The sequence below is a fragment of the Saccharopolyspora sp. NPDC045941 genome (assembly GCF_056431445.1).
Window position 1 is genome coordinate 102,493 of sequence record NZ_JBWKKU010000004.1, and the last position, 22,268, is coordinate 124,760.

General features: G+C 71.1%; 21 protein-coding genes. 11 read left to right on the forward strand and 10 right to left on the reverse strand.

Annotation, left to right across the window (positions count from 1 at the left end; all coding sequences use genetic code 11):
* Positions 1-12: 12 nt before the first annotated feature.
* The 3 genes from AC07FN_RS04545 to AC07FN_RS04555 are packed head-to-tail and all read left to right on the forward strand — an operon-like array spanning position 13 to position 1,394.
* Entirely contained in the window at positions 13-435 is a 423-nt protein-coding gene (locus tag AC07FN_RS04545; RefSeq protein ID WP_358565350.1) for a roadblock/LC7 domain-containing protein, read from the forward strand.
* A 19-nt stretch (positions 436-454) separates the two neighbouring features.
* Positions 455-826, forward strand: a complete 372-nt coding sequence (locus tag AC07FN_RS04550) for a DUF742 domain-containing protein (protein ID WP_478394360.1) — start codon at positions 455-457, stop codon at positions 824-826.
* Positions 807-1,394 carry a GTP-binding protein gene (locus AC07FN_RS04555; RefSeq protein WP_478394361.1) on the forward strand — a complete coding sequence of 196 codons (588 nt, stop codon included), beginning with the start codon at positions 807-809 and terminating at the stop codon, positions 1,392-1,394. The genes AC07FN_RS04550 and AC07FN_RS04555 overlap by 20 nt, the downstream gene beginning before the upstream one ends.
* A 69-nt stretch (positions 1,395-1,463) precedes the next feature.
* Here AC07FN_RS04555 and AC07FN_RS04560 read toward each other — a convergent pair whose 3' ends face one another.
* The 4 genes from AC07FN_RS04560 to AC07FN_RS04575 all read right to left on the reverse strand — a co-directional run bounded on the left by AC07FN_RS04560 (position 1,464) and on the right by AC07FN_RS04575 (position 5,271).
* On the reverse strand, positions 1,464-2,414 hold the full coding sequence (locus AC07FN_RS04560; RefSeq protein ID WP_478394362.1) for an asparaginase: 951 nt from the start codon (positions 2,412-2,414) through the stop codon (positions 1,464-1,466).
* Positions 2,411-3,847, reverse strand: a complete 1,437-nt coding sequence (locus AC07FN_RS04565) for an amino acid permease (RefSeq protein ID WP_478394363.1) — start codon at positions 3,845-3,847, stop codon at positions 2,411-2,413. Before AC07FN_RS04565 ends, AC07FN_RS04560 begins: the two co-directional genes overlap by 4 nt.
* 5 nt (positions 3,848-3,852) lie before the next feature.
* On the reverse strand, positions 3,853-4,536 hold the full coding sequence (locus AC07FN_RS04570) for a FadR/GntR family transcriptional regulator (RefSeq protein ID WP_478394484.1): 684 nt from the start codon (positions 4,534-4,536) through the stop codon (positions 3,853-3,855).
* Positions 4,537-4,827: 291 nt separating this feature from the next.
* A complete protein-coding gene (locus AC07FN_RS04575; RefSeq protein ID WP_478394364.1) occupies positions 4,828-5,271 on the reverse strand; it encodes a hypothetical protein in 444 nt (147 codons plus the stop codon).
* Between the two features lie 70 nt (positions 5,272-5,341).
* Here AC07FN_RS04575 and AC07FN_RS04580 point away from each other — a divergent pair, with 70 nt between their 5' ends.
* Complete coding sequence (locus AC07FN_RS04580; protein WP_478394485.1) at positions 5,342-5,803, forward strand: YcxB family protein; 462 nt, start codon at positions 5,342-5,344, stop codon at positions 5,801-5,803.
* Positions 5,804-5,905: 102 nt separating this feature from the next.
* Positions 5,906-7,621 carry an NB-ARC domain-containing protein gene (locus AC07FN_RS04585; RefSeq protein ID WP_478394365.1) on the forward strand — a complete coding sequence of 572 codons (1,716 nt, stop codon included), beginning with the start codon at positions 5,906-5,908 and terminating at the stop codon, positions 7,619-7,621.
* 2 nt (positions 7,622-7,623) lie between these two features.
* Here the strand turns inward: AC07FN_RS04585 and AC07FN_RS04590 are convergent, their stop codons facing one another.
* Together AC07FN_RS04590 and AC07FN_RS04595 are read right to left on the reverse strand one after the other, a co-directional pair.
* Positions 7,624-7,986: a hypothetical protein gene (locus tag AC07FN_RS04590; protein ID WP_478394366.1), complete on the reverse strand. Its 363-nt coding sequence runs from the start codon at positions 7,984-7,986 to the stop codon at positions 7,624-7,626.
* Positions 7,987-8,229: 243 nt separating this feature from the next.
* The gene (locus AC07FN_RS04595) at positions 8,230-9,069 is read right to left on the reverse strand and encodes a helix-turn-helix domain-containing protein (RefSeq protein WP_478394367.1); all 840 of its coding nucleotides are present in this window, start codon (positions 9,067-9,069) and stop codon (positions 8,230-8,232) included.
* Between the two features lie 188 nt (positions 9,070-9,257).
* Here AC07FN_RS04595 and AC07FN_RS04600 point away from each other — a divergent pair, with 188 nt between their 5' ends.
* The 4 genes from AC07FN_RS04600 to AC07FN_RS04615 all read left to right on the forward strand — a co-directional run bounded on the left by AC07FN_RS04600 (position 9,258) and on the right by AC07FN_RS04615 (position 15,219).
* Positions 9,258-10,232, forward strand: coding sequence for an aldo/keto reductase (locus AC07FN_RS04600; RefSeq protein WP_478394368.1), 975 nt, complete (start codon positions 9,258-9,260; stop codon positions 10,230-10,232).
* A gap of 101 nt (positions 10,233-10,333) precedes the next feature.
* A complete protein-coding gene (locus AC07FN_RS04605) occupies positions 10,334-12,991 on the forward strand; it encodes a sugar-binding protein (RefSeq protein WP_478394369.1) in 2,658 nt (885 codons plus the stop codon).
* Positions 12,992-13,220: 229 nt separating this feature from the next.
* A complete protein-coding gene (locus AC07FN_RS04610; protein ID WP_478394370.1) occupies positions 13,221-13,811 on the forward strand; it encodes a hypothetical protein in 591 nt (196 codons plus the stop codon).
* 205 nt (positions 13,812-14,016) lie between these two features.
* Entirely contained in the window at positions 14,017-15,219 is a 1,203-nt protein-coding gene (locus AC07FN_RS04615; RefSeq protein WP_478394371.1) for a damage-control phosphatase ARMT1 family protein, read from the forward strand.
* Between the two features lie 132 nt (positions 15,220-15,351).
* Here the strand turns inward: AC07FN_RS04615 and AC07FN_RS04620 are convergent, their stop codons facing one another.
* Both AC07FN_RS04620 and lhgO read right to left on the reverse strand, forming a co-directional pair.
* Positions 15,352-16,668 (reverse strand): MFS transporter, encoded by a 1,317-nt coding sequence (locus AC07FN_RS04620; RefSeq protein ID WP_478394372.1) that lies wholly within the window; start codon positions 16,666-16,668, stop codon positions 15,352-15,354.
* An 80-nt stretch (positions 16,669-16,748) separates the two neighbouring features.
* The gene (gene lhgO, locus AC07FN_RS04625; protein ID WP_478394373.1) at positions 16,749-17,996 is read right to left on the reverse strand and encodes an L-2-hydroxyglutarate oxidase; all 1,248 of its coding nucleotides are present in this window, start codon (positions 17,994-17,996) and stop codon (positions 16,749-16,751) included.
* 78 nt (positions 17,997-18,074) lie between these two features.
* Here lhgO and AC07FN_RS04630 point away from each other — a divergent pair, with 78 nt between their 5' ends.
* The gene (locus tag AC07FN_RS04630) at positions 18,075-18,725 is read left to right on the forward strand and encodes a GntR family transcriptional regulator (RefSeq protein WP_452615673.1); all 651 of its coding nucleotides are present in this window, start codon (positions 18,075-18,077) and stop codon (positions 18,723-18,725) included.
* A gap of 160 nt (positions 18,726-18,885) precedes the next feature.
* Positions 18,886-20,040: a PucR family transcriptional regulator gene (locus AC07FN_RS04635; RefSeq protein WP_478394374.1), complete on the forward strand. Its 1,155-nt coding sequence runs from the start codon at positions 18,886-18,888 to the stop codon at positions 20,038-20,040.
* A 65-nt stretch (positions 20,041-20,105) separates the two neighbouring features.
* Here AC07FN_RS04635 and AC07FN_RS04640 read toward each other — a convergent pair whose 3' ends face one another.
* Both AC07FN_RS04640 and AC07FN_RS04645 read right to left on the reverse strand, forming a co-directional pair.
* On the reverse strand, positions 20,106-21,308 hold the full coding sequence (locus tag AC07FN_RS04640) for a metal-dependent hydrolase family protein (RefSeq protein ID WP_478394375.1): 1,203 nt from the start codon (positions 21,306-21,308) through the stop codon (positions 20,106-20,108).
* The gene (locus AC07FN_RS04645) at positions 21,305-22,267 is read right to left on the reverse strand and encodes an adenosine deaminase (RefSeq protein ID WP_478394376.1); all 963 of its coding nucleotides are present in this window, start codon (positions 22,265-22,267) and stop codon (positions 21,305-21,307) included. Before AC07FN_RS04645 ends, AC07FN_RS04640 begins: the two co-directional genes overlap by 4 nt.
* Between the last annotated feature and the right edge of the window lies 1 nt (position 22,268).

Here is a 22,268-nt window from a genome sequence, read left to right on the forward strand (position 1 = left end):
CGAGGAGCATCCATGTTTGGCACGACCGAACGGTCCGGGGAGCTGAGCTGGCTCCTGGACGAGCTGGTCCACAACGTGCCGCGAGTCAGACTCGCGCTGCTGCTGTCCAACGACGGCCTGGCCATGGCCGTGTCGTCGGGCGTCCGCGACGAGGACGGCGAGCACCTCGCCGCGGTCGCCTCGGCGCTGCACAGCCTCGCGAAGGGCACCGGCAGGCATTTCGACGCCGGCTCCGTCCGGCAGACGATGATCGAGCTGGACGGCGGCTTCCTGTTCGTCGTGGCCGCCGGCGGCGGCACCTGCCTCACGGTGTTCGCCGACGCGGGCGCCGACATCGGTTTCGTCGCCTACGAGATGGCGCGGCTGATCAACCAGGTCGGCGAGCACATGCACGCCGCGGACCGCTCGCCCGGCCAAGCCGGGGGTGACCGATGACGGCATCGGGGTGCGGGCCGTGAACGGGCCTCACCAGAACTGGTACGACGACGCGGGGCCGATGGTGCGGCTGTACGCGATGACCGGCGGCCGCGCCCGGCCGGGCCGCGGCACGCTGGACATCATCACGCTCGTGGTGGCCGCCACCGCGCCCGAGCACGACCTGACGCTCACCCCGGAACAGGTCGGGATCCTCGGCCTCTGCCGGGGCAGGCGGGTGTCGGTGGCGGAGATCGCGGCCCGGTCGAACCTGCCGCTGAGCGTCGTCCGGGTGCTGCTGGCAGACCTGCTCGACGCCGGGCACGTCCGCATCGAGCGCCCCACGCCGCCGCGCGAACTGCCGAGCGAAGACGTACTGAGGGAAGTGATCAATGGCCTCCGCGCGCTCTGACCACCGGATCGGCGGGCCCGTCACCGCGCTGAAGATCCTGATCGCCGGCGGGTTCGGCGTCGGCAAGACGACGATGGTGGGCGCGGTCAGCGAGATCAGGCCGCTGCACACCGAGGAGCGCCTCACCGAGGCCGGCGTCGGCGTGGATTCCACAGCCGGGGTGGAGCAGAAGACCACCACGACTGTGGCGATGGACTTCGGCCGCATCACGCTGCGCGACGAGTTCGCGTTGTACCTGTTCGGCACGCCGGGGCAGGATCGCTTCTGGTTCTTCTGGGACGACATCGCGCAGGGCGCGCTCGGCGCCGTCGTGCTCGCGGACACCCGCCGCCTGCCGGACTGCTTCGCATCGGTGGACTACTTCGAGCGCCGCGAGATCCCGTTCATCGTGGCGGTCAACCAGTTCACGGGCTCGCGGCGCTTCGGGGTGGAGGAGGTCGCCGCGGCGCTCGACCTCGACCCGGGCACGCCGGTCGTCATCTGCGACGCCCGGGAACGCGAGTCGGCCAAGGAAGTCCTGATCGCCCTGGTGGAACACGCCGGCCGCGTCTACGCCGAACGCCGCTGAGCATCACCGCGGACTGCGAAAAGGGGTGTGCCCGCCGGGACTTCCGGCGGGCACACCCCTTTTGCGGTGTCAGTTCTTCAGGGCGTCGGTGACGGTCAGGCCGTCGCTGGTGAACCGGGCGAGCAGGCCCGGGTCGACGCCCGCGATCTCCAGCGCCGCGATGGTCGCCGGGAGGCGAGCGCGGTCGGAGCCGTCGGCGATCTTGAGGGCGATCGCGGTGCCGTCGGGCAGCGCGGCTATCTGCACCGCTTCGAAGCCGTCCTTGGCGATCAGGCCGGGCACCGCCGCCATCAGCGCCGTGGTGTCCCGGCGGGAACCGGCCACCATCTCCGGGTGCGCCCGGAACGCGTGCGCGACGACGCCCTCCGGGCTGTCGGCGGGCGCGCTGGCGATGCGCCCGGCTGCGGTGGCCAGGCCGCGCAGCGAGACGGCGAACAGCGGCGCGCCGCAGCCGTCGACGGCCACGTTGGCGATCCGCTGCCCGGTCAGCTCCTCCACTGTGGACGCGATCTCGCGCTGCAGCGGGTGCGCTGGATCCAGGTAGTCCGATGTGGACCAGCCCTGCCGGCGGCTGACGTGCAGCATCGACGCGTGCTTGCCCGAGCAGTTGTGCGCCAGCTTGCTCGCCGGGCGGCCCGCGGCGATCCAGGCCTCCCGCTCGGCCGGGTCGAAGGGCAGGTCGGCCGGGTTGCCCAGGTCGGCCTCGGTCGACCCGCCCGACTCCAGCACCCGCAGCGCGCCGGCGAGGTGGATCTGCTCGCCGGAGTGGCTGGCGGCCGTGAGCGCCAGCAGGTCCGGCGGCAGCGACAGGCCGAGCCGGACCATGGCGACCGCCTGCATCGGCTTGGCCGCCGAACGCGGGTAGCAGGCCGTTTCGGCGTCGCCGGCCTGGAACAGGATCGAACCGTCGGGAGCGACCACCACGACCGAGCCGTGGTGGACGCTCTCGACGAGGCCGTCCCGCAGCACGTGCACCAGCGGCACGTGCGCGGGAACGCCGACCGGCGGGGTGCGGGTCATGCGTCGGCCTTTTCGAGCACCGAGGTGTCGATCTTGCCGCGGACCCGGAACCAGCCGATGACCAGCGCGATGATGATCACCGGCAGGGCCATCAGCGTGATCCGGCCGATCTCGTCGAAGGCCATCAGGACCACCACCGACGCGAGGAACACGAGCGTGACGATCTCGGTGTACGGCGAGAACGGCAGCCGGTAGCTCGGCCGGGTCACCTCGCCGCGCTGCGCCTTGCGGACGAACAGCAGGTGGCAGAGCACGATGATGGCCCAGGTGGCGAGGATGCCGATGGAGGCGAAGTTCAGCACGATCTCGAACGCCTCGGCGGGCACCACGTAGTTCAGCCCGACGCCGACCACGCAGACGGCGGCGGTCAGCAGGATGCCGCCGTAGGGCACCTGGCTCTTGTTCATCACGGCGGTGAACTTCGGCGCGGAACCGGCCATCGACATCGACCGCAGGATGCGGCCGGTGGAGTACAGGCCCGAGTTGAGGCTGGACATCGCGGCGGTGAGCACCACCAGGTTCATCACGTCGCCGGCGTAGGGCACGCCGATGTGCGAGAGCACGGTGACGAACGGGCTTTCGCTCTTGCTGTAGGCGCCCCACGGCATGAGCATCGCCAGCAGCACGACCGAGCCGACGTAGAACAGGCCGATCCGCCACATGATCGAGTTGATCGCCTTCGGCATGATCTTCTCGGGGTTCTCGGTCTCACCGGCGGCGACGCCGACGAGCTCGACGGAGGCGTAGGCGAAGACCACGCCCTGCATGATCAGGACCAGCGGGATCACGCCGGCCGGGAAGATCCCGCCGTTGTCGGTGATCAGCTGCGGGCCGGGCAGGTTGCCGTCGATCGGGTGCTGGGTGACCAGCAGGAAGATCCCGACGAACATGAACAGCACCAGCGCGGCGACCTTGATGATGGCGAACCAGAACTCCAGCTCGCCGAACAGCTTGACCGACACCAGGTTCAGGGTCAGCACGATCGCCAGCGCGATGAGCGCCAGCACCCATTGCGGGATCGGGGTGAACGCCGACCAGTAGTGCACGTACAGCGCGATCGCCGTGATGTCGGCGATGCCCGTGGTGGACCAGTTCAGGAAGTGCATCCAGCCCGCCGTGTAGGCGCCCTTCTCACCCATGAACTCGCGGGCGTAGGAGACGAAGGAACCGGACGAGGGCCGGTGCAGGATCAGCTCGCCGAGCGAGCGCACGACGAAGAACGCGAACAACCCGCACACCGCGTAGGCGATCGCCAGCGACGGGCCGGCCTGCGCGAGCCGGCCACCGGCGCCGAGGAACAGCCCGGTGCCGATCGCGCCGCCGATGGCGATCATGTTGATGTGCCGCGCTTTCAGCGACTTGCTGTAACCAGCGTCGCCGGCGTCGGCCGGGCCGTCGCCACGCTGCGACGGCTGCAGGGTCTGGTCGGTCATTGGATTCAGCTATCCCCGTTCTCATCAGCTGCGGGCACCGCGGTAGCGGCGGCCCCGACGATGTTGCTGAGCGTGCTTTCGACGTGGGTCAGGTGATGGGTCATCGCCTCGGCCGCGGCGATCTCGTCGCGGCCGCCGATCGCATCCAGGAGCAGCCGGTGCTCGACGTTCGACGCCGGGCGCCGGTCACCGAGCTGGTTCAGCAGCGTCGACTGCCTGGCCAGCGCGTCCCGGATCTCCTCGATGACCTTCGCGAAGACCGGGTTGCCCGATGCCTGGGCGATGGTGATGTGGAACAGCGAGTCCAGCGCCACCCAGGCGGTGTTGTCGGTCTCCTGCTCCATCCGCTCCACCAGTTCGGTGAGCGTGTCCAGGTGGTCCGAGGTGTGCCGGCGCGCGGCGTAGCCCGCGGCCGGGACCTCGACGTGCCGGCGCGCTTCGAGGAGGTCGCGCGCCGAGTAATGGCCGAACACCGGGTTCTCGACCGGCCGGTTCGACACCACGAACGTGCCCTTGCCGGTCTTCGACGCCGTGAGCCCGAGGGCCTGCAGGGCGCGCAGGGCCTCCCGCACGACCGACCGGCTGACTTCGAACTCCTTGCTGAGGCCGGCCTCGGCGGGCAGCTTGTCGCCCACCGAGTACTCGCCTCGTTCGATGGCGTCGCGGAGGGTCTCGAGGACTGCCTCCATCGCGCCGACTCGCCGGATGCCATGTCCGGCTGCCCGGCTGTCGGACAGGTTCATGGCACGAAAGAGTGAACGCGAACACGTTCCGTTGTCAAGCCTTCGGACAATTACGCCCGAAAAGGTAAAATATGACCGTTTGGTGCCGATGTGACGCTTGTGTCCGATGTGGCTACCGCTGGGTCGAAACCCGAGGGCCACCCCGTGAACCGAGCTCATCTCGACCGGTACCATCCCGCCGCTGAGGCGCAGGTCTCCTGCGCGAATCGCAACGTACGGTAACCGGTCGTCGCGACGTCAGCGGCGCCGGGCGAACACCCCGATCGCGTCGTAGGCGATCCAGGAGCCCTCGTCTTTGTGCAGTTCGAGGACGTTCTCCCCGGCGCGGAAGAGCTCGGCCGGTAGCGACCGCTCCAGGTAGGACGGCTTCAGCGGCGATCCGGCGACGGTGCTGTCGCCCAGCGTCGAGCCCTTCGTCGCGCCGCCCGCGAAGACCAGCCGGCCGACGGTGGTCCCGTTGACGGTGAGCACCGCGGAACCGGGGGTCGTCGCGTGGCTGTCGATGAGCCACAGCGCCAGGTCCACGCCGGCGGTGGGCGCGGCGGCGAGGTCGGCCATGCCGTCGTAGAGCCAGCGCTCCTGCTGATCGACGGAAGGGGACGGAAGGTGAAGACCGGATGATGGCCCGGCGGCCGAGACCCGTCCGGCGAGGGCGGTCGCGGCCCGGTCCCGTTTGGGCACATGTGAGGGGCCGTAGCCGCACCGCCATGCGAGCCGATCCTGAAATCGTCTCTAAGATGCGTCGGTGCAGATGTCCCTGGAGGTTCCCCACGACGTGCACCGCCTGCGGCGCACGATCCGGTTCCTGTCCCGTCCTTACGTGCTCCTCACCCGCATCCTGGGCGGGGTGCTCGCCTTCCTCGGCGTGGTCCTGGTCGTGCTGGACACCTCCTCGGCGGTCGGGTACGCGGCCGCCGCCGGCGGGCTGGCGGTGGTTTTCGCGATCGGGCCGATCATGGTCGCGGTGGGGATGCGCACCCAGGCCGCCGCCATCCAGCACGGGTACCGCCTGACGCTGGACGACGAGTGGATGCACATCGCCTACCCGCTGGTCGAGTCGCGGTGCCGGTGGGAGGGGCTCGATCGCGCGGTGGATACTCCCGAGGCCTGGTACGTGATGTTCGGCAAGGTGCAGGCCGTGGTCGTCCCCAAGGACGTGATGACCCCGCAGCAGCGGGCCGAGTTCGAGGCTTTCGTCGCGGCACGACGCTGATCCGCCCGCGTGGTGCGGGATTTCCCCTCTCGGCCGTCGCAGCGGCGCTAAGATCATCGGCGGAACGTCGCATTGGGCCTGGTGGGATGGGGTGGGTGGCTCGTGGGCGATGAGGGCGAGACCAAAAACGAGCAGAGCGGCACCGTGAACGGGCCGGTCGCTCAGGTCGGCAACGTCTACGGCGGCGTCCACTTCGGTGGGCGGCAACGGGATCCGGTGGTGCCCCGGCAGCTGCCGCCGGCCGTCGCGTCGTTCTCTGGGCAGGCGGACGAGACCGCGGCGTTGAACGCGGTGCTGGCGGAATCCGCCCGCCTGGTGGTGATCTCGGCGGTCGAGGCGACGGCGGGCATCGGCAAGACCGCGTTGGCCGTGCACTGGGCGAACCAGGTGGCGGAGCGGTTCCCCGACGGCCAGTTGTACGCGAACATGCGGGGTTCCGACGCTTCCGGCTGGCCGGTGCGGCCGGGTGACGTGTTGCGGAGCTTCCTGGAGGCGCTGGGGGACGACAAGATCCCGTCGGACCCGGCGGCGCAGGCCGCCCGCTACCGCACGCTGCTGGCGGACCGGCGAGTGCTGGTGGTGCTCGACGACGTCCGCGACGCCGAGCAGGTGCGCCCGCTGCTGCCCGGCGGTTCCACCGCGTTCGTCGTGGTGACCAGCCGGAATCAGCTGACCGGCCTGATCGCCGAAGGTGCCCGCTCGATCACCCTGGACCCGCTCGGCGCGGACGAGTCGCGCGAGCTGCTGGCCCGCCGGCTGGGCGACGACCGGTTGGCGGCCGAGCGGCAGGCCGCCGATGAGCTGATCGAGCTGTGCGGGCGGCTGCCGCACGCGCTGAGCGTCGTCGCCGCCAGCGCGGCGAGCGCGCCGTTGTCCGCGCTGGCGGCGGAATTGCGGAATTCGGTCGGCCCGCCGGGTGTCGGTGACCTGCCGACCAGGATGGCGGCGGTGCTCGATTGGTCCCGGGCGCGCAGTGCGCCACCGCCGGTCGAGGGCGACTGGCGGAGCCGGGTCTGGGTTCCTGGCTGGGTGCGCAGCTCGAAGGTCCTCTTCGCGGCCGCCGCTGCCGTCACGGCGACCACGTTGTTCGTGTCCACCGGCATGATCGCCGCGTCCAGCTTCCTCGGGCTCGGGTACTTCCTGATCCGGTTCGCCCTGCTCTTCGCCGGGCTCGTGCTCATGGAGCGGCCTGGCGGGCGGAGCGTGATCGGCGCGGGGCTGGTCGTCGCGAACGCGGTCTACTGCCTCGTGGATGCGCTCGCCTCGATCCACGCCGAGGCCGATGTGTGGGTGTGGCTGGAGTTCTTCGCGGTGATCGCCTTCACCGTCCTGCTGGCCATGCGGTGGGCCCCGTTCGACGCGGTGCCGCGGCGGGCGCGCTTCGTGCCGCCCAGCCGGCGCCCGCTCGCCTACGTCGTGGTCGGGGCGGCCGCCGCGCAGTTCGTCATGCTCTTCGCCGGGATCCCGCACGAATACGGCAGCATGACCGTGATGGCCGGCGTCGGCGCGTTGGCCGCGCTGCTGCCGGTGGTGGCCATCGGCGGCCTGTGCGCGGTCACCGCGCTGACCGAGCCCGGGGACGAATCGCAGCGGACGTTCGTCGCCGCGACGGTTGCCGCGTACCTCGGCCCGGAACTGCTGCTCCTGCTCGGTTCGCTGCTGCTCGGGCCGCAGTTCACCTACCTCGGTGGCGCTTTTTGGTCCGACGGGCAGCTCGTCGGTTCCTGGGGCGTTTTCGCGTTCGCGCAAGCGGTCGTGGCGTCGGCGCTGCTGGCGTCGACGCTGGTGCTGCTGCGGCGCACCGACGCGCGGGACTGACGTCAGCGATCCAGGCGCTCGGCGGTCTTTTTCTTGGTCGAGCGGCCGACCTGCTGGTCCGATTCGAGGTCTCGCAGCGCCGTGAGCCCTCTGCTGCGGTTGACGCGGCCGAGCGCGCGTGCTGCGTCGAAGCGCGTCTGGTCGCTCTTCGCGCCGGCCGCAAGCGCGGCCAGCAGCCGTTCCGAGGTCGTCCGGTCGCCGGCCTTCTGCGCCGCGTGGAGCCGGATGGATTCCGCGACCGCCGCGTCTTCTGCCAGGCGTTCCAACGCTTTCCGGGCTGCGCCCGGCCTTTCCGAGTGCGCCTTCTCCAACGCGTTCATCCGGAGCGCGCCCGGCAGGCTCCGGTCATTGCCGATCGCTTGCACCACTTGGCCGTGTACCGGTCCGTTGATCTAGTTCCTGTGCGCCCGAAGACGTTAAACCGCAAGGTCGTTCGCGCGGCGCCGATTGCCAAGATCGATAGCGCGAGCACGAACCGGTCGTTAGGTGATCACGGCGCTCCAGCCTGCCGTCCCTCAACGACCGCCTTAGTCATGCGCTGGGCGCAACCCGTGCCACGGCTTGGAAAACGCCGCCGGGATCCCCGCGAGGTCATATCCGCTGTCTGCTCAGCCGGTTGCCGGAGCCAGCTGATCAGCGCGCAAGGCTTCGAGCGCCTCGGCGGTTGCCGCGTCGGCTGGGAGGTGGACGACCAGGCGGTGGTCGTCGGGTCCTGGGATGGCGAGACTTTCGTAGGCCAGGCGGATCTCGCCGGCGATGGGGTGCGTCCACCGCTGGACGCCGGTCGAGGGCGGGAGAGTCGCTGCGCTCGCGAATCGGCGGCTGAATTCCGCGCCCGCCGTCACCGACAGCTCGTCGGCCAGCGCTGCCGACATCTGATCGCCGAGATCGGCCGCCGCGCGCAATGCCGCGGCCTGCTCGTCCGCGACGCGATCCCACTCCGGGAACGCCGTGCGCGCTCTGGCATCGGTGAACACGAACCGCGCGAGGTTCGGCGAGTCTGTGTCGAGGACGCCGACCGGCATCGCGAGCAGCCGGAATCCCTCGGTGTGGCCGAGGATGTCGGATTGCGAGTCGGCGATGAACGCGGAACCGGGCTCCAACCGGTCGAGCAGGGCGCGCAGGGTGGGGCGCAACGAGCGCACCGGCGCGGTCGCCTGCGGGCACACCGCTCCGTCGCTGAGCTTGACGAGGCGGTGCAGGTGCACGCGTTCCTCGGGCGAGAGGTGCAGGGCGTCGGCGAGTGAGCCGAGCACCTGCCCGGACGGCCTGCGGTCGCTGCCGCGTTCCAGGCGCGTCAGGTACTCGACGCTGATGCCCGCGAGCGCGGCCAGCTCGGACCGGCGCAAGCCCGGGGTGCGGCGCGTTCCGAGCGACGGCCCGGCCTCGGACGGCGCGGTCGCCTCCCGTCGGGCTCGCAGGAATTTGCCCAGCGTTTTGTCGGTCACGCGCCCGAGTCTAGGTGGCCGTGCGCGTGGTGGAATCGGATCGGGCCGGAGACGGGCCCCGACAGGGCCTCCCTCCGGCCGCCGGCACGCAACAGCCTGGTGGGCATGAGTGCTTCCACCCGCATCGAGCACCTCCGAAGCCGAACCCGCGCCCGTCGTGCGGCGGTCGGCACGGAGGTGGTGTGACGATGCGATACCGCCTGTTCGGCCGAACCGGCCTGCGCGTTTCCGAACTCGTCCTCGGCACCATGGTCATCGACGACGCACGCGAGTGCCGGCGCATCATCGATGCTTACGCCGATGCGGGCGGCAACGTCCTCGACACCGCTTCGGCCTACGGCGAGAGCGAGAGCATCCTCGGCACGGTCGTCGACCGGCGCGACCGCTTCGTCATCGGCACGAAGTACACGTTGTCGCGGGATGCCGCCGACCCCAACGCTTCCGGCAACCACCGCAAGAACCTCGTGCTGTCGCTGGAGCAGAGCCTCCGCCGCCTGCGCACCGACTACATCGACATCTACTGGGTGCACATCTGGGACCGCCACACCCCGGTGGAGGAGACGATGCGCGCCCTGGACGACGCCGTGCGGGCGGGGAAGATCCTCCACATCGGTGTGTCCGATGCTCCGGCGTGGGTCGTCAGCCGCGCGAACACGCTCGCGCAGTGGCGGGACTGGACGCCGTTCGCGGGACTGCAGGTGCCCTACAACCTGCTGAACAGGGACATCGAGCGGGAGCTCCTGCCGATGGCCGAGGCGTTCGGGATGAGCGTGACGACGTGGGCGCCACTCGCGGCAGGGGTGCTCTCCGGCGCGGTGGGCCGGCGAGTCGATCCCGCCAAGCTCACCGAACGGGACCGCGCGGCGGCCGACGCCGTCCGCAAGGTCGCCGGCGAACTGGGCGTCCGGCCGGCCCAGGTGGCGATCGCGTGGACTCGCAGCAAATCCCCGGCGGTGCTGCCGATTGTCGGAGCCAGCAGCGTCGCGCAGATCGTCGAGAACGTCGGCGCGGCCGACGTCGTCCTGCCCGCGGAGGCGGTCGAACAGCTCGATTCCGCAGTGGAGTTCCGGCTCGGTTTCCCCGGCGACTTCATCGCCAAGTGCGAGACGAACCCGTTCGTCTTCGGCGACAACGCGACGAAGGTGGATGCCTGGCCGTCCTGAAGCGTGAGACGCGCCGCGCTGCGGCGTGTTTTCGGGTGCACGGCAAGGGCGGCCGTGCCATCCTCGGCGTCGCGTGATCATCTCGGCTGAGGAGTGGTTCGGTGCCATCGGTTCGTGCTGGTTCGGTTGTCGTGCTGGCGGCTGCGCTGGGTGCCGGGGTGCTGGCGCCGCCCGGCGCCGCGCAGCCGGGTCCCGCCCAGGACCTGGACGTCCTCTTCGTCGGCGCGCACCCGGACGACGAGGCATCGCTGCTGTCGACGTTCGGCCGGTGGCGCCACGACCACCAGGTGCGCACCGGCGTCGTGACCATCACCCGAGGTGAAGGCGGCGGCAACGCGGTCGGGTCGGAGGAGGGACCGGCGCTGGGCCTGCTGCGCGAAGGGGAGGAGCGGCGCGCGGTCGGCGGCCTCGGCGTCACGGACGTGTACAACCTCGACGAGCCCGACCTCTACTACACGGTGAGCGCCCCGCTGACCGAACAGGCCTGGCGCCACGACGACGTGCTCGCGAAGCTCGTCCGCGTCGTGCGCCAGACCAGGCCCGAGGTCGTCGTCACCATGGATCCCGCGCCCACGCCGGGAAACCACGGCAACCACCAGTACGCCGCACGGCTCGCGCTCGAGGCGTACCGCCAGGCCGCCGATCCCGCGGCGTTCCCCGAGCAGGTCGACGACGAGGGCTTGGCGCCATGGTCGGTGCGCCGGGTGCTGTCGAACGCGGCCGGGGCGGAAGAGGAGGTCCAGGGACCGGACTGCGAGAAGCGCACCACTCCGGCGGATTCGCCCGGGCCCGAGTACTACGTGCACGGGATCGCCGGCGACATCAACTGGGAGCAGCGGGAACGCGCCGCCGAACGCGAGTACAGGAGCCAGGGTTGGGCCGGCCGGCCGGACATCCCGGCCGATCCCGCGCAGGTCGGCTGCGATCACCTCACCGAGATCGCCAACCGCGCGCCGCACGCGCCAGGCGCGCAAGGCGCGGACGCGCCGCTGCTCGGCGCGCTGCTGCCGATTTCCGGTGGCCTCCCGGTCGGTACCGGGCTGGCCGCGACCGCGGAGCGCCAGCGGATCACGCCCGGCGAGCGCACGCAGGTCCGCGTCGAGGTGACGGCACCGGCGGAATCGGCGCTGCAAGCGGGCCGGGTCGCGCTGGATCTGCCGCCGGGGTGGGAAGCCCGGGGCGACGGCGCGCACGGGACGATCGAACCGGGAGCGACCGCGCGAGTCGACTTCACCGTGACCGCGCCGCCGCGGCAGGCCGCCGCGCGCGTGCCGGTCCCGGTGCGGATCGAAACCCCGCAGGGACGCGGGGAGAGCGAGCTGCGGTTCGACGTCGTGCCACCGGTCGTGGCAGAGCAGGCGCCGCTGCCGGGTGTCGCGGAGTTCCAGCGGTGGACGGCGCAAGCGGGATTCCCCTTGCTTGAGAACAAGGTTCCGCCGATTCAGACCGTTCCGGCGCTCGGTGAGCGCGACGTTCAGGTGATCGTCCGCAACCACAGCGCACAGCCTCGCTCCGGCGCGGTTCGGTTCGCGCCGCCGCCGGGATTCGACGTGCAGAACGGTGAGCAGCGGTTCGAGCAAGTCGGTGCCGGTGAAACCGCGTCGCTCACGTACGAGGTGCGCAGCACCGACCCCGGGATGCCCACCGGAATGCAGGGCCGCGACCACGCCTACACCTTGACCGCCCGCACCGACGACGTGAGGAGCGAGACCACCGCAGCCCTCGAACTGGTACCTGCCACGACGATCCCGCAGGCCGGATCGGATCCGGTGGTGGACGGCGAAGCCGGACCGCAGGAGTACCCGGGCGCCCCGCTCGACGTGTCCGCGCTGTGGGAGGGCGAGCAGTGCTCGGCTCCGGATTGCGCCGCCACGGCAAGGCTGTCCTGGCGCGGTGACAAGCTGTACGCACTGGTCGACGTCGTGGACGACGAGCAGGGTGCGCTGCTGGCTCCGGAGGACTGCAAGCGGCACTGGCGCACCGACGCGGTCGAGATCACCATCGACCCGAAGGCGGACTCGGAGAACACGTCGAGCACCTTCAAGGTGGCCGTCCTGCCGTCCACCAGCGGGGCCGGAAGTCCTTGCTATGCAAGGGATGCGGACTACCACCAGGGCCCGGGCGAGGAGACCGCGCCGGGCGTGGAGCTCGCGTCGAAGCCCCGCGAGGGCGGTTACGCGGTCGAGGTGGCGATTCCGCAGCAGGACCTGCCGGGATCGGTCGATCCCCGGCGCCTGGGGCTGAACGTCCTGGTGTACGACTCGGACACGCAGGACCTCACCGGCCAGTCCCGGATCGGCTGGTCCACCTGGGGCGGCGTGCAGGGCGACCCGTACCGCTGGGGCCACGCGCTCCTCCAGGACCGGCCCGCGGGAGAACCGACCCCGCCACCGGCCCCGGTGCTCCCGTTGGACGCGCTGTCCTCGGTGGACTCCGCGGGTTCCATCGAGCAAGCCGTGCGCCTGAACACCTCGCTGGGCGGTGCCCCGCCGGCGGGCGATTCGGCGACTCGGCTCACGAGCGCACGAGCAGGTGGAGGCGAGATCCACGCCGGCCTGGAGGCGAACGGCCCGGGCAGGATCCACCTGTTCGCGGTGGACGCCGACGGAGCGGTCCTGGCGGACCAGGAGATCGGAGTGGACGGCCAAGGAGAGCGAACCACGACGATCGCGGTCCCCAACGGCAAGCCGACGCGGCTGCTAGCGGGATTCACCACCCCGAACGGAGCCACGGCGGCATCAGCCGCCGAGATCAGGTAGGCAGCGCGCGGAATCGCCGGAACGGCCGCCTACCGCGCCCAGAGCGCCGGTGTGTCCGCAATTTCAATGGAAATCGGACCTTCGATTTCCATTGAAATTGCGGGAGCTGTCCACAGGCGGGGTAGGTTGTCCACAGCCGTCGGCGTGTCGTGATGCCGACGGCGAAGGTCCGGGTCTGCTGGGGGAAAGCCCCGATGACCACGAGACCGGCCCGGGCCAGGGTCGGTGCATGACGTTCTCACGTGCATGTCTGATCGCGGCGCCGCTGTGCTTCGCCGGGTACGGTGTCGTTCGCCTCGTCGGGAGGATGGACGGGCAGTACGGGCCCGGTCTCGACTGGCAGGTCGCCCACCTCGTGAACCTCGTCGGCCTCGCGTTGCTCGTCCCCGCAGTTCTGGGGCTGCGGAGGCAGTTGCCAGGGCGCGGTGGCACGTTCTGGGCCGTCGTCACGTTCGTCGGCGTGGGTACCTCGGTCGTTCAGTTCGTGATCGACGTCGTGGCCGGGCTGCTGGCGACGGACAAGGCCGGGATGAGCGCGATCAGCGCTCAGGTCAGCGCCATCCCGGGTGCGCGCGTCGTCTTCTACGTGGTCGGGCCGCCGTTGCTGTACGTCGGGCTGTTCGCCTTGACGATCATGCTGGCGAGGGCGAAGGCGGTCGCGTGGTGGTGCCCTGCGCTCGTCCTGGTCGGATCGATCCTGCCCGTCGTGTCACTCGACCTGATTCCGATCGGAGCCCTGTGCGTCCTCGCCGCGCTCGTCCCGCTCGTGCGCGGGCAACTCGGCACCCGGCGCCGCGAGATGGCCGCGGCAGGAACGTGACGGGGCCGCGCCCGGTCCGGCGCGGCCCCGTTGTCCGCCCGGGTCCGAAATCCGTGCTGGTCAGCTTCGCGATCTTGGCCCGTGGAGCCTTCTTCGGCCTCTCGAACTCCTCCGCTTCGGGACGTGGGAACCCGCCAGGTTGCCCCGAACGTGCCAGGCGGACGTCTGATGTGGACACTTGCACCGCATGCGTAGGCTTCGGCGGGTGGATGGGCACGAGGCGGGAGCAGTGGTGGGACGGGAAGCGCCGTTGATCACGATCGGGGTGCCGGGTTCGTTCGCCTGGAAGGTGTTCCACGAACGCCACCCGGCGATGATCGAGCAGCTGTGCGCCGCGTTCCCCTACGGGGCGGGCGTGCGCGGCAGGCTGGCGGAGCTGCTGCGCGAGACGACCGGGGGAGTGGTCGAGCCGCTCGGCGATGACGCGCCCGACCACGGCGTTTGGGCGGCCTGGGCGGCGGACCGGCTGGGCAGGCCGTGGTCGGACTGCTCTTTCCTGTGGGCGGAGAGCTACTTCTTCCGCAAGCTGCTCGCGGCCGTCGGCTACTTCGAGCCCGGACCGTGGCACGGGATCGATCCGTTCGCTCCCATGAAGGAAGCGGAGCTCCGCAGCGCCGGCACCGCCGAGGCGCTGGCGGCGCTGGACGCGTTGCCGCGGCTGAGCGAGGCGGATCGCGATGACACCGTGGTGCGGGCGGCGGTGTGGGGAAACCAGGCCGACCTCGCGTTCCGGATGTCGGCGGGCGCCGAGGGCGCCGCGGCCGGGTTGGTGACCGGCGACAGCCAGGTGTTCTGGTCGTTGTTCGGCGAGCCCGGCCCGGTCCACCTCGTCGCCGACAACTCCGCCGGTGAGCTGGCCGCCGACCTGGTGCTGACCGATCACCTGCTGGCGACCGGCCGCGCGAACCGCGTCGTCCTGCACGTCAAGCCGACGCCGTACTACGTCTCCGACGCCACGCCCGCCGACGTCGTCGGCGGCCTGCGCCACCTGGTGGTCCTCGCCGGGGAGGCGGGCGCGGTCGGGCAGCGGATCTGGGACGGCCTGCGGGACGGGCGGATCGAGGTGCGCGCCCATCCGTTCTTCTGCGCGCCGCTGGACTACCGCGCCATGCCGGCTGATCTGCGCGCCGAGCTCGCGTCCGCGTCGGTCACCATCATGAAGGGCGACCTGAACTACCGGCGCCTCGTCGGCGACCGGTACTGGCCCGCCACCACGCCGTTCGCCGACGTCGTCGGCCACTTCCCGTCCCCGGTGGTCGCATTGCGGGTCCTCAAGTCGGAGGTCGTGGTGGGCCTCGACGACGCGACCGCCGCCGATCTGGACGGCACCGGCGATGCCTGGCGGACCAACGGCTCCCACGCGCTCATCCAGGCGGCGGCTCCCGGTGATGCGGCGGTCGCGCGTTGACCCGGAAAGCGGCGACGCTGGAGTCCGCCGGGCTCTGAAAGAGACGATCTGGCGCAGTCGTGGGCCCGAGAACGACAACGCCCTCGGCGCGATGCCGAGGGCGTTGTCCCAACGTCGACAGGAGAACGCGGATCAGCGTTCGGCGTGCCGCTTCGTCTGGTCCAGGAGGGCCGCCAGGACGACCAGGGCGCCACTGGCGATCAGGATCAACGACACGCCCCAGGTGGCGTGGCTTTCGCTGGCGCCGACGATCGCCAACGCCAGCATCGGTGCCAGCCCTCCGGAGATGGCGCCGCCGAACTCCCGCCCGACGCCGACCCCGCTGACGCGCACCGAAGCCGGGAACTGCTTGGACAGGAACGCTCCCTGCGGCGCGAACATCGCCGGTGCCAGCACGCCGGTAGCGATCACCAGGCACAACCAGATCGCGGTGGTGTCCCGGGTGTCGAGCAGCACGAAGAACGGGAAGGCGAACAGTGCCGACGCGACGCCGCCGACCAGGACTACGCGGCGGCTGCCGAAGCGGTCGCTCGCCCAGCCGAACACCGGCGCCATGACGATCGCGGCAGCGCTGGCCAGCGCGATGCCGAATGCGCCCACATTCGCCGCGACGCCTTGGAATTCCGACAGGTAGGCGAGGGAGAAGGTCTTGAAGATGTAGCTGAGGGCGTTGTACCCGAGCGCGATCCCCATCACGACGAGCAGGCCGCGCCAATCCCGCTTCAGCAGCGTGACGAGCGGGATCTGCGCCTTCGCCGGCTTTTCGGCACCCTGCTCGAATGCGGGGGACTCCGGAATCCGGCGTCGCACCCAGATTCCCACGCCCACCAACGCGAAGCTCGCGATGAACGGGATGCGCCAGCCGCCGGACCGCACGAACTCCTCGCTGACGCTGGTCAGCGCTCCGACCGTCAGCGACGACAGGAGCAGACCGACGTTGAGTCCGAGCGCGGGCCAAGCTCCCTGCCTGCCGCGCCGGTCCGAGCTGGCGTGTTCGTAGGCGACCACCGCCGCGCTGCTGTACTCGGCGCCGGAACCCAGGCCCTGGAGGACTCGCAGGACGACGAGGGCGATCGGGGCGAGCACGCCGATGGTCTCGTAGGTGGGGAGCAGGCCGATCAGCCCGGTCGCGGCTCCCATCAACACGAACGTCATCATCAGGACGTTCCGGCGGCCGATGCGGTCGCCGAGGTGGCCGAACAGCAGCCCGCCGATCGGCCTGGCCAGGAAGCCCACCGCGAACGTGGCGAAGGCGGCCAGCGTGCCGGCCGAGCCGTCGGTCTTCGGGAAGAAGAGGCCGCCGAAGACCAGCGCCGCCATCGAGGCGTAGAGGTAGAAGTCGTACCACTCCAAGGCGGAACCCACGATCGTCGCGGTCGCCACCCGTCGGCGGGTCGAGCTTTCGTGCAAGCCAGAACCGGGATCGGGCTTGGAGAGCAGGTCGGTCATGAAGCGATCCTCGATCGTCGTTGAAGGAGAGAACTGCCGGCCGGGCGCAGCACGTGGTTGCGCCGCAAGGGGCTCGCGGGTCAGATGTCGGCCGGGGACTCGCGCACGGTCCGGGCGATGTCCGTCAGTCCGAGCCGGTCGAAGGCTTCGGCGGCGATGTGGCTGCCGATGAGCAGGCTCGACGTCGCCGCCGGGGACGGGGCGTTGAGCACGTGGATCGCGTGCGGGGTGTGGCTGATGACGAAGTCGTCGACCAGCTCGCCGGTGGGCTTGACGGCCTGCGCCCGCACGCCGCTGCCGTGCCTGCGCAGGTCTTCGCCGTTGATCTCCGGGATCATCCGGCGGACTTCGCGGACGAACAGCGGCCAGATCAGCGATCGGCTGATCTCAGCGAGGCCGTAACGCCAATAGCGCCGGGCGAGCCCGCGCAGGGCGGGATCGCGCAACAGCTCGCCGAGCATGCGCGGGTCGACGTCGCGCCACCGGTAGCCCTGGCGCGCCAGGGCGGGCACGGCGTTGGGGCCCACGTGCACGGTGCCGTCGAGCATCGGCGTCACGTGCACGCCGAGGAATGGGAGATCCGGGTCGGGAACCGGGTAGACCGGGTTGTTGATCAAACCTCGGCGAGCCGGGCGGATCTCGGCGTACTCGCCGCGGAAGGGCATGATCCGCACCGGCGGCCGGTGCCCGGTGGCCTCGGCGATCTTGTCGCTGTGCAGGCCGGCGCAGTTGACGATGATCCGCGCCCGGACTTCGCCGGTGGGGGTGTGGACGACGGTCCGGTCGCCGGCGGCGGTGAACGACCGCGCCGGCGAGTTCGTGCGCAGGTCGCTGCCGAGTTCGGCGAGCTCGGCAGCGAAGGCGCGGCACACCCGGCCGAAGTCGGTCATCGCGGTGTCGGCGACCGCCAGCGCGCCGACACCGGCGACGTGGGGTTCCCGCTCGGCGATCTCGCCGCGGCTCAGCCGCTGCACCGTGACGCCGTTCTCCCGGCCCCGGGCTTCGAGCGCGTCCATCCGCGGCAGCTGCTCTTCGGCCGTGGCGACCACGATCTTTCCGGTGCGCTTGACCGGCACGCCGTGCTCGTCGCAGTAGCGGATCATCGCTTCTCCACCGGCGCGGGCCAGCCGCGCTTTGAGGCTGCCCGGTGCGTAGTACAGGCCGCTGTGGATCACGTTGCTGTTGTGCCCGGACTGGTGCGCGCCCCACCGGGATTCCTTCTCCAGGACGGTCACGGAGGCATCCGGATGCGCGCGCAACACCGCCCTCGCCGTTGCCAGCCCGAGCAATCCACCGCCGATGATTGCGACGTCGACGTCACCGGACATCCGGAAACCTTCCCTTCGAGTTGATTCGCAGCGAATGTATACAGTCGCTGCGGATTGGGCAAGGGGTATCCTGGCGCAGTGACTCGTGCAGCCCGGACCAGCAACAGCGCCGAGGTGATCGCCGCGCGGCTGCGGAAATCCATCCGGGGTGGCGAGCTCCTCCCCGGCACCCGCCTCGTCCAGGAGCAGCTGGCCGGTGAGCTGGAGGTCAGCCGCATCCCGCTGCGCGAGGCGCTGCACGCCCTCGCCGCCGAAGGCCTCATCGAGGTGCAACCGCAGCGCGGCATGATCGTCGCCGAGCTCAGCCACGGCGACATCGCCGAGCTCTTCGAGCTGCGCCTCCAGCTCGAACCGCACCTCGCCGACGAGATCGTGCGCGGCTGCCGCGAACGCGACATCGACGAACTGCAGGCCATGGCCGATCGGATGCGCGAGAAGGGCGCGGACGCGGCGGGCCGCGCGTCCCTCAACTACCAGTTCCACCGCCGGATCTACGAGATGTCCGAGCGGCGGCTGGCGCTGCGCTTCATCGACCAGCTGCTGCACCTCGTCGAGCCCTACAGCCGCCGCTGGGTCCGCTCCGGGCGCGACCTGAAACGCATCGACGACGAACACCAGGCGATGGTCGACGCGCTCAGGGCCCGCGACGCGGAAGCGCTGCGGCGCACGATCACGGCCCACGTCGAGGGAGGCCGGGACCACGTCCTCGCCGCCCACGACGAGCCCTGAGCGGCACCCGGCATCGCGCGGCGTACCGGGCCCGTCACCGGCTGTTCATCATCGTCCACAACGGACACTCGGCGGCCCGCCGGAGCCGACCCGTCCTTGGCGCGGACCACGGGCTCCATGATGTGCTACCTCGGCGACCGACCGGAGTTGAGGAGAGACGATGAGGCTGCGCGAGCTGGTGCACGAGTTCGACCTCGGGTTGTCCGTCGTGGAAGCGGGTGCGGCCGGGCTCGCCGGCGAGGTGCGCCGCGCCTACGTGACGGACCTGCCGGATCCGAGCCGGTTCCTGCTCCCCGGTGACCTCGTGCTCACCAGCTGCCTCTGGTACCGCGAGCCCGCCGACAGCCGGCCGTTCGCCGCCGCGCTGGCGCACAGCCGGGCGGCCGGGCTGGTCGTCGGACTGCTCGTCACCAGGGCGATGCCCGCGGGCCTGGTGGCCGCGTGCGCCGAGCTCGGCCTGCCGCTGCTGGTGATCGCCGAGGACCGGTCGTTCACGCCGGTCTGCGAGATCGTGCTGGCGGAGAAGCAGCGGCTTTCCCTGCAGCAGGGGCAGATCGCCGACCTCGTCGGCGTGCTCGGCTCGGACACCGCGGCGCCCGGCGAGGTGTCGGCGCACCTGCGGATGCTCGGCGCCGACCCGCACCTCCCGACGGTCGTGGTCGCGGCCTCGGCCGGCCCCGGCGACGGCCTGGCGGAGAACCTCGCCGACCTGCTGGCGGCGCCTGGCCGTCGCCTCCTCGTGCACGCCGACGACGAGAACGCCGTGCTGCTGGTCAACGGTGCGGCGGAGCACCTCGACGGCGTGGCAGCCGAGTTGTCGGCGGCCGAGCTGCCCGGCCGGAACCGGCTGCTGGCGGGCGTGAGCGAGCCGACCGCCAGCGTCAGCGACCTGGGTTCGGCGCTGGAGATCGCCCGCCGGCGGCTGCGTTCCGCGCGGGGCCACGGGCCCGGCCGGGCGCCGGTGGTGGTGTCCGGGTCGAAGGTCGATTCGCACGCCGTCCTGCTGTCGGCGTTACCGGCACGGCTGCGCCGCTCGTTCCGGCACCACATGCTCACGCCGCTGGCCGACTACGACGCCGTGCACGGCTCGGACCTGATCGGCACCCTCACGTCGTTCCTCGAATCCTGCGGTTCGTGGCAGCGCTCCGCCGAGGAGCTCCACGTGCACGTGAACACGCTCAGGTACCGGATCCAGCGCATCGAGCAGCTGACCGGCCGAAGCCTGTCCTCGATGCGCGACCGCGTCGACCTCTACCTCGCGCTCACCTGCCTGGACGTCGCCGAGAACAACCAGCCCGCAACGGGCACGGCCTAGCAGCACGAGGTTCGCGAGTGCTCGTTCCGGTAGGAACCGGCTTCAGCACTCACGAGCCCTTGCGGTCAGGACGGGAGTTCGCCGGCGACGAGGACGCCGCGGCAGACGACCGCGACGATGTTCTCCGGCGCCAGGTCGGCCGCCCGCTCCCAGGGCCTGCCGCGCAGGACGATGAAATCCGCGCCCAGGCCCGGCGCGATCCGCCCCGTGACGTTCCCGAGACCCATCGAGGCGGCGGCGTCGGACGTGGCCGCGCGCAGCGCGGTCTCCGCGTCGAAGCCGAGAACCTCGGTCATCCGGACCACCTCGGTCAGCTGGTCGCCGAACTCCACGAAGTAGCCGCTGGCGTCGGTGCCGAGCACGAACCGCACCCCGGCGCGCGCCGCGGCCCGGAACAGCTCGTCGCGGCGGGCGACCAGCTCGGCGGCCTTGTCCCTGGCCTCCGCGCTCGCGGCGGCCCCGCCCCGCGCGATGATCTCGTTGATCAGCAGCGTCGGCCCGACCGGCGTCCCGCGCGCGGCCAGCACCTCCGCCTGCTCCGCGGTGAGCTCGGTGCCGTGCTCGATGGAGTCCGCGCCTTCTTCCAAGGCGATCTGGATGCCGATCTCCGAGTGCGCGTGCGCGGACACGAGCATGCCCAGCGCGTGCGCCTCGTCGATGGTCGCCCGGAGCTCCTCGCGGGTGTGGTTGCGCCAGCCGACCTTGTCGCCGATCGACAGCACCCCGCCGCTGGTGAAGATCTTGATCCCGGTGAGCCCGGCCCGCGCCCAGGTGCGCACCAGCTTGCGGCACTCGTCGGGGCTGTCGGCCAGCGGCGCCCGCTCCTTCACCGCGGGCGGGACGAACAGGTCGCCGTGGCCCGCGGTCATCCCGACCGGGCCGCTGACCAGCAACCGCGGCCCCGGCATGATGCCGAGGTCGAACGCCCGCCGCGCCGCGGCCTGCGCCTGGTCGCCCGCGAGGTCCCGCAGCGTCGTGACGCCCCGGCGCATCGCCTTCTGCGCGTTCGCGGCGGCGTGCAGCGTCTGCTCCTCGCGCGTGGTGACCAGCGGGAAGGTGAACGTGTCGGTGCCGCCGTCGCCCTCGCCGGCGAAGCCGAGCAGGTGGACGTGCGTGTCCACCAGGCCCGGCAGCACGCACAACTCCGGCCAGCGCTCCTCGGCGGCGGGGGTGACCTCCTCGATGCGGTCCGGCGCCCACGCCAGGTCGCTGATCCCGACGTCCCGGGTGCCGTCCCAGACCCTGATGCCGTCCAGCCGATGCGTCATGCGGTCACCTCCGCCTTCCAGCGGGCCTTCTGCTCCGCCGGGGCGAAGCAGGCGTCGAACGAGTTGCGGGCCAGCGTCGCGAGCTGCTGGTCGTCCAGGCCGAGTTCGCTGCGCAGCGCTGCGAAGTTGTCGTCGACGTAGCCGCCGAAGTAGGCGGGGTCGTCGCTGTTGACGCAGACGAGCAGGCCCTCGTCGAGCATCGCGGGCAGGACGTGATCGGCCAGCTCGCCCACCACCCGAAGGGCCACGTTGGACAGCGGGCAAACGGTGAGCGGCACCTGCTCCTCGCGCAGCCGACGCACCAGCTTGGCGTCCTCCATCGCGCGGATCCCGTGGTCGATCCGCTCGACGCCGAGCACGTCCAGCGCCTCCCACACGTAGTCGGGCCCGCCTTCTTCACCGGCGTGCGCGACGCGGTGCAGCCCCTCGTCCGCCGCCATCCGGTACACCTCGCGGAACAGCGACGGCGGGTGGCCGACCTCGGCGGAGTCCAGTCCCACGCCGATGAACCGGTCGCGGAACGGCAACGCGGCCCGGAACGTCTCTTCCGCGGCGTCCGCGCCGAGGTCCCGCAGGAAGCACAGGATCAGATCGGTCGAAATGTCGCGGGCGTCGTCCAGCGCGCCGGAGAGGCCCGCGAACACCGCCTCCAGCGGCACGCCGTTGCGCAGGTGGGTCTGCGGGTCGAAGAAGATCTCGGCGCGCCGCACGCCGGCCTGCGCGGCGCGCGCCAGGTATGCGCTGGTGAGGTCGTAGAAGTCCTGTTCGGTGCGCAGCACCGGCAGGTTCGCGTAGTACAGGTCGAGGAACGACTGCAGGTCGGTGAACCGGTACCGGGCGCGCAGCTCGTCGATGTCCGTGGTCGGCAGCTTCACCCCGTTGCGCGCCGCCAGGCGGACCAGCATCTCGGGCTCCAAGGTGCCCTCGATGTGAATGTGCAACTCCGCCGTCGGCAGCATG